The organism is bacterium, from assembly GCA_040753085.1.
In the GTDB taxonomy this organism is placed as follows: domain Bacteria; phylum UBA9089; class JASEGY01; order JASEGY01; family JASEGY01; genus JASEGY01.
In genome coordinates this window covers 1-10,771 of the sequence record JBFMHI010000092.1, presented here as the reverse complement: position 1 = coordinate 10,771, position 10,771 = coordinate 1, and the positions used below count along the sequence as shown (strand labels likewise).

The window sequence follows — 10,771 nt, the reverse complement described above, 5'->3', positions numbered from 1 at the left end:
GATATTTGCGGGGAAGTTAAGACGAGAAAAGTAGTTTTGTAGAAAAAAATGGTATGATGATGCTATAGCCGATAATGAACTAACCGCAAGGTTTCACAGAAAATTGGACGGTTATGAACCGTCCCGAGATGCCTTGCAGGAAGAGAAAAAAAGAACTTTCATTCTATCTGGATGGAGAGATTGGCAGAAGGGAATCGAGGAAGATTGAACAGCACCTCTCTGTCTGTCCCGGTTGTTCCAGAAGGCTGAAAATTCTGGAGAGGGACAGGGAATACCTGCGGAATCTTTTTGAATCGATCGAGGCGCCTGGCCTGCCCCCGGAATTTGAGAAGGATTTTTACCAACGATTAATTCCAAAAGGGAAGGAGGTGAATAATTAGTAATAAGTGGAATGTGAGCCAGCCAGGGTCGATCTGTCTCTGACAGAAAAGAAGGCTGGCAAGGAGGAAGTTAAGAAAAAAGGGGGTGAGATGAGAGGATTTTCATGGTAAAATATATTTGTCTCAAGGAGAGAATCTTTGAGAAAAAATCAAAAAAAGGGAGGAATTGTAAGAAATGTTGAAAAAGACTTTTGTGTGGTTTTTGATCTTTGGTTTCTGTTTGAGCACCTCAAACCTTGCCTTTGCTTCAGTGCCCCAGGAGAAAAGCCGGCTTCTCAGTGAAAACGAAATGGCCATGATTATAGGTGCTGGTGGCGGCGGTGGCGGCGGTGGCGGCGGTAGCTCTACCCGGTATGATCACGATATGACGGTGACTGATGTAGCCTGCGCTCCACCCTTCACCATAATATTCGCTCCTCAGAAGTCTTCTGGGCCTATGAAAATGGGTTGCTATCTCCCCCCAGATGGGTATGTAGGTCGGGATGATTGGAATCGACCTGTAACAAATATCGTTAAGGTTACAGCGAAGAACAAAGGCAGATACTATGAGCGCAACGTTAGTGTTGAGGCTACCTATTTCTCTGCCGATAATAATAAGGGTGGCCCAGTTGGGTGGTCACCATGGGAAAATTTTCGCGTTAACCAAAGCAGAGGCGTAATATTGGGATGGAACTGCGCGCATTTATCGGCTGGCATATATGAATTAACAGGGCTTGTTCACGTATCGTCGGATAATGATAGGAGTAACGATGCGTGGACTGAGGAGGTTTTACTGGCCCCGCTGCCTTAAGTAAGGCTTTTTAGGAAAGCAACACAGAGGGGTGAGAAAACCGTGAATTTTCTCACCCCTTTAAGGTAAGGAAATCCAAATGAGCAAAGTAATCCGGTATCATAAGGAGTCAAGGATAAGAAGTCTCTTAGTGGTTGGGATAATAGCATTTCTTATTTATGGATGTACTGAGGGACAGAAAGAGAGACATCTTGATGAAGAATGGAAGGAGTGGATAAAGAAGGTAGACTGGACCTATAGCATCTGTATCGCAGATAGGGAAGGAGAAAATATCCAGCCTATATTTAGTATCAGGTGTCCAGATGACTTTTATAGTTATGAAGACCAGCCCTATTGGCTTTCAGATAGAGAGATAGCCTTTCTGGCCCACTTAGGGAATAAGCATGGGCTATGGACAGTTGATGAGAAGGGGAAACTAAGAGAGATACTTTCTCTTAAAGGAGAGGGACCCTTGCCACCAGGAGGAGGCCCGGCGATAATGGCTGTCTCTCCTGATGGCAAAGAAATTGTCCTGGGGACAGGTGAATTTAAAGGAGGGATTTGGCTTTGGATCATAAATTCTAAGGGGACTAATCTGCGTAAGTTAAAGCTCAAATGGAAGAAGGGGACTACTTATGGGCTTAGCTGGTCACCAGATGGGAAGACGATAGTTTGGCGAATAGGAAGCCAAAAAGAAGGGGGTAACCCTATGTTGGAAGGTGGTAATCTCTGGGCAATCGATAGAGACGGAAAGAATCTAAGGGAATTATATTCTAAAGGTGATATCATATTGAACAGCTCACACGCTTCTTTTAATTGGTCACCAGATGGAAGGCTGGTAGTTTTTTATCCAAAGAGAATGGCGAAAAGGATTTTAGCCGCAGACGTTAAGACCAATGAGATAAAAGAACTGGTTGATGAATCTTTCTTTAGTGGTGCTAAGGAACTGACAGGAAGGTGTCAGCCTGCTTTCTCTCCTGATGGAAAGAAGATTATCTTTCTTAGGGTTAGGCCTACCAAGCGAGATATTGTTCTCTGTGAGTTTGACTTAGAGAAAAAAGAATCAAGAATCTTAAATTTACTCAAAGGAATAAATATGGGAACACGACGGAATATATCTTATTCCTCTGATGGTGAAAAGATTGTCTTAGAATTCTGCAACCAGGAAGGTTTTTTAAACATTGTGAGTTTAAATAGCGACGGTAGTGGATTGAAAGAATTAACTAAAGACGTTAAAGGTAGTAGCTGGGGGCATGCCTGGTCGCCCGATGGAAAGAAGATAGCTTTCTTCTCTGGATATGTATTCCTGAGAAAGCCAAAAGAGAAAGAGAAATAGACAGGGGTGTTTTCAGAAAACAAGAGACCTGGTATAATCATTGTTCTTATCTTTTTATTGTGGGGGAGTTGGGTAAGGGCAGAAGATGTGATAGAATTGGGCCTAAAAGAGAGTATAGAGATAGCCTTAGAGAAGAATGAAACCATACTTAAAGAGGCCCGGCATAGTTTAGAATCTGCCCGGTTGGGTCTGGTAAGTACACATAAAGGCTACAAACCCCGGAGCAGTTTAGATATTACCGCCGGAAGAAATGGTGTTGGAACGAGCTCTTCTTCATCTGCCATCCAGAACAGCTACAGTGGTAGCCTGCTCTTTGACTGGTCTATGCTCACCTTTACCAAAGGCCTCTTCTCTGTAGGATCAAGTTATAACCTGAGTCCTACCCATAATGCCGATGATTTTGCTAATAATCTCTCTATCTTCTGTAATCTAAGGCAACCGCTAAGCTCTGGTGGCCGCCTCCAACAGACGGCTGGGGTTCGGAATAGTGAAGATAGGTTTAAAATAGCAGAGATGCAATACAAGGATGTCTTGCAGAACTTGATCCTGGAGGTGATTTATGGCTACTATGAGATAGTAAGGACAGAATTAAGTGTAGAAGAGGTAAAAGAAGAGCTGGAACGGACAAAAAAGTTAATAAGATGGACCGAAACCAGGCTAAAGACAGGGCAGATTGCCCGGGTGGAGAAGATGAAGGTCGAGGTTCAACAGGCTTATGCTGAGGATTCTCTTACCCAGGCCATAGATGTCCGAAGGGAGGCCAGAAGGTCTTTTTTAAGACTGCTTGGGCTAAACAAAGAAAAAGAGGTGGTTTTGAAGAAGACAACAGAGATATCTCCAATAGGTTTTTCTAAAGATGAGGGTGTGAAGACGGCTTTAGAGAATAGATTGGAGATAAAGATGGCCGAAATAAATCTGGAGCTGGTTCGATTAAACATCTCTATGGCCAGCAGTGAAAATAAGCCTGTCTTGAACCTGAAGGGAAGTTGTGATTGGAATGGGATAGGAGAGAGTCAAGAGACGGAGAGAAATTGGTCGGTATCGGGGTCTGTTAATCTTCCATTTTTTGACAGCGGGCTTACGGCAGTAAAGGTTAAGGAAGCCCGGCTGAGTTATCAAAGGGCGAAAGAAGAAATGAAAGAATTAAAGGAGGATATTGTTGAGGAAGTAGAGAGGGTTTATGAACAGATAGAGAATGACCTGAAAAGGATAGATTCGCTGTCTAAGAATTTAAAGATTGCGGAAGATGCCCTTAGAATCAATCAAAAGAAGTATGAGATGGGAATGGCTTCAGTAAGGGATGTCCTGGAGGCACAGAGGGACCTCTCAGGCATGAAAAGGGCCATCCAGGGAGCCGGGATAAGCTATGTCTTAGACAGGGCAAGACTTTTTAAGGCGATAGGAAAGCTGGAGGATGAGTATATTTAAAAAAAGTCTCTTAATCTTTGCATTAGTTGTAGCAGTGATATCCTTTCTTGCTCTGGGGCTTCCTCGACTAATAGCCGGGTCTGGCGAAATCCCCGAAGTAGGCGTAGCAGAGGTCATTCGAGGCAGAATAGAGGAGACCGTGGATGCTCCGGGCAGGATAAGCTCTTCCGAGATACGGCATTTCCAGGCTGAGGCCTCGGGCATAATGAGGTTGGTTAAGATAAATGAAGGACAAAAGGTAGAATCAGGGGATGTCCTCTGTGTAATAGTAAATCCTGTCTTTCTTGATCTGCCTCAGGAACTGCATGTAGAGAAGCTCCTCTTTGATGGAAAGATCGAGGAATTGATAGATTGTTTTCGCCAAAGTTATAGCAGGGAGATAGAAGATTTAGAATCAGCCAGGGTGAATTATCTGCTTAGCCAAAAGAGGCATGATCAGCACAAATTGCTTTATGATGAAGGGGCTATTTCTCATCAACAGCTTGATGATATGGAAATGGAATACAAGCGGGCAGAATTTTCATATCAGGCTTCCCGGAGGGAATTTGAAAATAAGATGGCTAAATTCAGGGTAATCGCTTCTTTCTCAGGGATGGTAATAAAAAGCCAGATACAAGAAGGCAAAAGCATAAAAGAGGGTGAAGAGTTGTGTACCATAGTCGATATAGGGCAACTGATTACCAAGGTAGTAGTAGACGAGTTTGAAGCAAACAAGGTAAAGAAAGGTCAGGCAGTAAGGGTCATAGGAAATATGTTTGCCCCTCACATTCTTCAAGGCTGGGTGGAAAGTATTGGCGCATCTTGTTTAGATTCTTATCAGGCCGGCTTTGCCGGGGTGGAAGTGATTTGTAAGATTAACAATAATAAGGTAGAAGGGCCTGATCTTAAGATCGGCTCTTTGATAACGGCCAAGATAACGACTTCTCAAAAGAAAGATGCCCTGATCATTCCGGCCAACAGTGTCTTGATCAAGGATAACGGTAAGGCCGTCTTTGTGGTTTATGACAATAAAGCCGAATTGAGGGATATCGAGGCAGGAATTTCTAATGAGGAATTCGTAGAGGTAATAAGAGGGCTGAAGCCTGGTGAGAAGGTAGTAACAAGGGGGAACTTAGATATCAAGCCGGGTCAGAGAGTGAAGATAAGGTGAATTTTCTTAACCACCTGAGAACAGCTATAGCCAATCTTTGGCTTAACAAACTAAGGTCTTTGCTTACTATTTTGGGTGTAGTCATAGGGATAGCCGCGATAATTATAGTAATTGGGATCGGAGAAGGAAGTCGCAGAGTTATCATGGACCAGATGAAAGAGGTGGGAGCTGATCTGTTGTGGGTATATATAGATGTGGATCGTGACAGACATGGGAGAGATAAACCCTACCGTGAGGTCTCTTTTTCTCAGAAGGATATGGAGGCGATCCTTAAGCGTTGTTCCAGGGTAAAGGCAATTGCTCCAAGGATTGATTACTTGGGACGATTCAGATTTCTGAACAAGGAAAGAATGTTATCTCTTATTGGAACCACTTCCCCTTATTTAAATATTCAGCATCTCAAGTTAATAAAAGGAAGATTTTTATCGGACTCTGATATTGCAAACTCGGGTAGGGTCTGTGTTCTGGAAGACTCTGTCCCTATGAGAGAGTGTTTCGGTCTATCTAATCCGGTAGGCAGAGAGGTAATGATTGAGCAAAGGAGATTTGTGGTGGTAGGATTGATTGAAGAGAGAAAGGCAAGAGGAGAAAGCCGCCAGGTAAAAGCTTATCTTCCTATCTCTACTTTGGGTAAAATTATACCCATAAATCCCCAGACTCTCTATGTTCAGGCAACCTCTTCCTCTTCAGTGGAGAGGGCCTCGGCCCAGATAAATCAGGTTCTACTCAATCGATATCAGGATAAACCGGTGAGGTTTGATATCGATAGCCTGGTAGAGTCCCTGAAGGCTGCCAGACAGATTAATCAAACAACTACTTTAACCATAGCCGGGGTTGCTGCTATCTCTCTATTGGTAGGAGGAATAGGGATTATGAATATTATGCTGGTATCGGTAACTGAACGGATAAGGGAGATAGGGCTGAGAAGGGCCCTGGGGGCAAGCAGAAGGGACATCTTGTTTCTATTTCTTATCGAGGCAACATCTTTGAGTTTGATAGGTGGAATATTGGGGCTTTTAATTGGGGTGATAGGTATCATAGTCGCAGCCCCTTTATTTAAAGTACCTATCGCTATTCCCTTCTGGGCTCCAATAATTGCCTTTCTCTTTTCGGCCTGTACTGGTATTGTTTCGGGAATAAATCCGGCCCAACGGGCAAGCAGACTTAATCCCATAGAAGCGTTAAGACATGAGTAAAGATGATCTTGATGAAAGAAGTTTCTAAGAGCTATTATTTGAGCAAGACCATTGCTGTGGAGGCCCTGAAGGATATTAGCTTAGAGATAGAAAGCGGGGAATTCGTAAGTATCAAGGGGACTTCAGGGGCGGGCAAGTCTACCTTGCTAAATCTTATCGGTTGCTTGGATATTGCCGGTTCAGGGAGCTATCTTTTTAAGGGGATTGATGTGAGCAAGATGAATGACTATGAACTTGCCAGGATTAGAAACAAAGAGATCGGGTTTGTTTTCCAGACCTTTAATCTCTTGCCGAATCTTACTGCCTTACGCAATATAGAACTTGCCCTTTCATACAATAGAAGCCTTGATAGAAGAGACTATCAAAGGCTTGCCCATAGAGTTCTGGATCAGGTAGGGCTTAAACAGCGTGCCCATCACAGGCCCAGTGAGCTTTCCGGTGGCGAACAACAAAGGGTGGCTATTGCCCGGGCCATCGTCAATGACCCTTCTGTCATTCTTGCAGATGAGCCCACGGGGAACTTAGATGAGAAGACAGGAAGACAGATTATGGAGATTCTTAAGACGCTCAATAAAAAAGGAACAGCGATTCTTATGGTTACCCATGATGAGTCTGTCGCCGGTTTTGCTAACCGTCAAGTCATTCTGGCCGATGGAAGGATCGTCAGTGACCAGGGCTAAGACTATTGTTTCTATAACGATCCTGCTTATTACCTTAGTCTGGTCGAGCAAGTTTGTCAGTCGGGCTTACAATCAGATTAAAGAGCCGATTATTTTTGATCAATTAAGGCCCCCTTCTTTAACGCCTTATGGGGGGCTTTTGCTTAAGAAAGGATACCAACAAAGCACCGATTATACTTGTGGCCCGGCTTCTTTGGCCCTGGCTTTCAAATCTCTGGGTGTTAATGTTACTGAGAAGGAGATTGCTGAAAAGATACCTGTTTCACCACTGGGAACAAGTATGCTCGCCCTGGCCGATGAGGCAAAGATGAGAGGATTTAAGGCAACCGGGTTAAAGCTGACGAAAAAAGATCTCCTGCGAATAAAAAAGCCGGTCATTGCTTTCATTAATGGGAATCATTTTGTGGTGATTGTCTCAAACAGCAGGCAAGAACTTCTCTTAATTGATCCTTCATTGGGAAAAGTTCTAATCAAAAAGAAGGATTTTTTTAAAATCTGGGACGGTTATGTCATGGCGTTGGAGAGGGGAGAATGAAAAGAGTAGTCATCACAGGGATGGATGTTATCACATCTTTAGGTGTCGGCAAAGAGCAGCTTTGGGATAAAGCGAAAAAAGGAGAATCAGGGATTGATCGAATTCAGAGCTTTGACCCGTCGCCTTTCAGCACTCAGATTGCCGGGGAAGTTCTTGAATTTGAACCTTCTCATTACCTGGAGAATAAAGAAGCAAAGAGGATGGATCGTTTTAGCCAATTTGCGGTAGTTACTACTGAAATGGCCATTAAAGATGCCGACCTCAGAATAGAAAAGAAAAACCAAGAAAGAATCGGGGTAATTATTGGCTCAGGAGTAGGGGGAATGATTACAGCTATCAGGGGACATGAGGGCTTTTTAGAAAAAGGGCCGCGGAAGGTCGGCCCCTTTTTTATCTCATCCCATATGATGAACTCGGCCGCCAGTTACATCTCTATTAAAACAGGGGTAAAAGGGCCAAATATAACTATATCTACCGCCTGTTCATCAGGAACTCAGGCCATAGGGGTGGCCTTTAATATGATCAGGCAGGGACACTGTCAGGTAGTAATCAGCGGCGGGGTGGATACTCCAGTTACACCTTTCATCTTAGCCGGGTTTTGTGCTACCAGGGCCCTTTCTAAGAACAACAATGATCCTGTTATGGCTTCGCGGCCTTTTGATAAGGATCGGGACGGGTTTGTCTTAAGTGAAGGATGCGGGATTCTGATCTTAGAGGAATTAAAGCACGCCTTAAAGCGGGAAGCCGGCATAAAGGCTGAACTGATTGGTTATGGAGCCAGCTCTGATGCTTCCCATATTGTTGTTCCCGACGCTGACGGAGCTATCTTAAGTTTCCAGAGGGCCTTAAAGGATGCCGGCATCTTTCCTGATGAGATTGATTACATTAATGCGCATGGGACCTCAACGTCCTTAAATGACCGGATAGAAACGGAGGCAATCAAGAGAGTTTTTGGTGATTATGCCTATAAAATCCCCATAACCTCTATTAAATCAAGTATCGGTCACACCATCGGGGCATCAGGGGCTATTGGATTAGTGGCCACTATTTTAAGTATGAATTACAATCTTCTCTTGCCAACCATAAATTATATGACTCCGGACCCGGCATGTGATCTGGATTATGTGCCTAACCGTAGCCGAAAGAAAGAGATAAATACAGCCCTTTTAAACTCTCTCAGCTTTGGGGGAAACAATGCCGCCCTAATCGTTAAAAAGTTCAGACCATGATCCTTACTCTTACGCTGCCTCTTATTTCAGCTTTGCTATTGATAGAGGCTCTCCCACCAAACAATTTGGAATATCTGGCCTGGATAATCTATCTTCCTTATTTCGCGGCCATTTACAGGAAGAGTTTCAAAAGGAGTGCAGCAGTCGGCATAATTAATGGTATTCTGGTTGGAGCCGGACTCTTTTATGGAGTAATACCATATTACTCTCTACTCTTTCTTCCCATTATTATTTACATCTCACTGAATATGGCTGTCTTTAGCCTGGGAGTTTCTTATCTGCACCGGCATGTAAATGAATGCTTTCATATCTTAATTCCTCCTTTGCTCTGGACATCCCTGGAATATCTGAGAACCATCGGCCCCATCTCTTTTCCGGCCTCTTTGGCCCTTTCTCAATACCAGAACCTGACTCTGATTCAGATAGCCGGCATTACAGGCCCTTATGGGGTTTCTTTTCTTGTTATGCTTGTAAACGCCGGTCTTTTTAAAGCTGCACTTCATTTATGGAGTTATTTTAGTAAGACAGCAGCGCACAAGAGGATTCCAAAACATACATTCTTGCAGACAGCAGCAAGCATCGGATTGGTGTTAATTATTATCGGCTGGGGTAAACAAAAGATAAGTCCCGGAGAGGAGTCTTTTTTAGATGTGGCTATTATTCAGGGAAGCATCCCTACCTGGTGTTATCGAATCGAAAACTGGGAGGAAAGTTATGCCCGTCCGGCTATTGAGAAATATTTTCAGCTTACTGATCAGGCAATCAAGAAATCTCCGGATATAGTAGTCTGGCCGGAAAGCTCTATCAGGGGTTGGCTTTTAAAACGTCACCGGTTAAAAGACAGAATCTTAAAGTTAGCCAGAGAAGGGAATTGCTTATTTGTTCTTGGAACCCAAACAAGGGATAAATCTAAAAAGGAATACAACTCCTGTCTTATTATTTCACCCCAGGGAAAGATAGTGGGCCAATATGACAAAACTATGCTTATCCCCTGGGCAGAAAGAGAGTTTGCTCCAGGAAAAAAGGATACAGTAATTGAGACAAGATATGGTTGTTTAGGAACACCTATCTGCTTTGAATCGATTTATCCTTCAAAGTCAAGACAACTTATTAGAGAGGGAGCAGATATGCTGTTTGTTTTGACCAATGATGCTAATTTCAAGAAAACAAATTTAGCTTACCTCCATGCAATGTCCGCTGTCTTTAGAGCTGTGGAAAACCGGTCTTATGTAGTCAGAGCGGCCCAAACCGGCATCTCTATGATTATCGACCCTTACGGCCGGATATTGAAAGAGTCGGATCTTTACAGACCAATAGTGTTAGAAGGAAAAGCCGGGTTGAGAAAAGAAACAACTTTTTACTCTGAATATGGAGACCTTTTCGCTTACTTTTGTCTGTTTGCTGCCGGTTCAATGCTGTTTATCTCTTTTAGGTCCAGCAGGGTAATCGCATCAAAAATTCGATCATTCAGGAGCACTGAAAACCGCTGAAGCGGTTGTCAGGTGTCGTTATTGTTTTCCAACTCACCCCGATAAATCGGGGTGCTACTCTCATACTTGTTGAGTTCAGCACCCTAAAAGAAAGGACCTGAAACTATTTCAGGTGTAAGGACCCGGATATGGAGAGGGGAGAGGGGACGTTGGCAAAAAACGCAAGAAACCATCCTAATAGCCTATCTCTCAAGTCACCCTTACCATTAATCCTTCGGCTACCTCTGTACTCGCTTATCTTTCCTTGCGACTTCAGGATACGCGGACACAAGATTCTTTCTTCCCACTTCACAACTTACATCAATTGTTTTTTGCGTTTTTTACCAACGTCCCCCATACACACTGGGTTCTGATATACGTTGAATTACTGGCCGTGCACCTACCTTCGATCCTACTTCCTTAGGCGATACCCAGGCAGCCGGCTCCAATTAGGCCCCCCTGCGACACACCCGTAGTCAGGATAAGGGTTTTACCTGCCTTAATCGGGGTTTCTATTGGTTCTTCTGCCTCATTGCCGGAGATAACGACATCTATGGCCGGAAAGCGCTTAGCTAACTCTTCTGCCTGGGCCTCTTGGC

General features: G+C 43.8%; 10 protein-coding genes. All 10 read left to right on the top strand.

Features of this window, described 5'->3' with window-relative positions:
• Window positions 1-128 precede the first annotated feature (128 nt).
• Window positions 129-380, top strand: a complete 252-nt coding sequence (locus tag AB1797_09780) for a zf-HC2 domain-containing protein (GenBank protein ID MEW5767897.1) — start codon at window positions 129-131, stop codon at window positions 378-380.
• Between the two features lie 175 nt (window positions 381-555).
• Window positions 556-1,170: a hypothetical protein gene (locus AB1797_09775; protein ID MEW5767896.1), complete on the top strand. Its 615-nt coding sequence runs from the start codon at window positions 556-558 to the stop codon at window positions 1,168-1,170.
• Window positions 1,171-1,249: 79 nt separating this feature from the next.
• Window positions 1,250-2,485 carry a hypothetical protein gene (locus AB1797_09770; GenBank protein MEW5767895.1) on the top strand — a complete coding sequence of 412 codons (1,236 nt, stop codon included), beginning with the start codon at window positions 1,250-1,252 and terminating at the stop codon, window positions 2,483-2,485.
• Window positions 2,486-2,491: 6 nt separating this feature from the next.
• Entirely contained in the window at window positions 2,492-3,913 is a 1,422-nt protein-coding gene (locus tag AB1797_09765; GenBank protein MEW5767894.1) for a TolC family protein, read from the top strand.
• On the top strand, window positions 3,900-5,063 hold the full coding sequence (locus AB1797_09760; GenBank protein MEW5767893.1) for an efflux RND transporter periplasmic adaptor subunit: 1,164 nt from the start codon (window positions 3,900-3,902) through the stop codon (window positions 5,061-5,063). The genes AB1797_09765 and AB1797_09760 overlap by 14 nt, the downstream gene beginning before the upstream one ends.
• Window positions 5,060-6,259, top strand: coding sequence for an ABC transporter permease (locus AB1797_09755; protein ID MEW5767892.1), 1,200 nt, complete (start codon window positions 5,060-5,062; stop codon window positions 6,257-6,259). Before AB1797_09760 ends, AB1797_09755 begins: the two co-directional genes overlap by 4 nt.
• Window positions 6,260-6,261: 2 nt before the next feature.
• The gene (locus AB1797_09750) at window positions 6,262-6,939 is read left to right on the top strand and encodes an ABC transporter ATP-binding protein (protein ID MEW5767891.1); all 678 of its coding nucleotides are present in this window, start codon (window positions 6,262-6,264) and stop codon (window positions 6,937-6,939) included.
• The gene (locus tag AB1797_09745; protein MEW5767890.1) at window positions 6,926-7,474 is read left to right on the top strand and encodes a C39 family peptidase; all 549 of its coding nucleotides are present in this window, start codon (window positions 6,926-6,928) and stop codon (window positions 7,472-7,474) included. Before AB1797_09750 ends, AB1797_09745 begins: the two co-directional genes overlap by 14 nt.
• Window positions 7,471-8,703 carry a beta-ketoacyl-ACP synthase II gene (gene fabF, locus AB1797_09740; GenBank protein ID MEW5767889.1) on the top strand — a complete coding sequence of 411 codons (1,233 nt, stop codon included), beginning with the start codon at window positions 7,471-7,473 and terminating at the stop codon, window positions 8,701-8,703. The genes AB1797_09745 and fabF overlap by 4 nt, the downstream gene beginning before the upstream one ends.
• Window positions 8,700-10,193: an apolipoprotein N-acyltransferase gene (gene lnt, locus AB1797_09735; GenBank protein MEW5767888.1), complete on the top strand. Its 1,494-nt coding sequence runs from the start codon at window positions 8,700-8,702 to the stop codon at window positions 10,191-10,193. Before fabF ends, lnt begins: the two co-directional genes overlap by 4 nt.
• Window positions 10,194-10,771 lie beyond the last annotated feature (578 nt).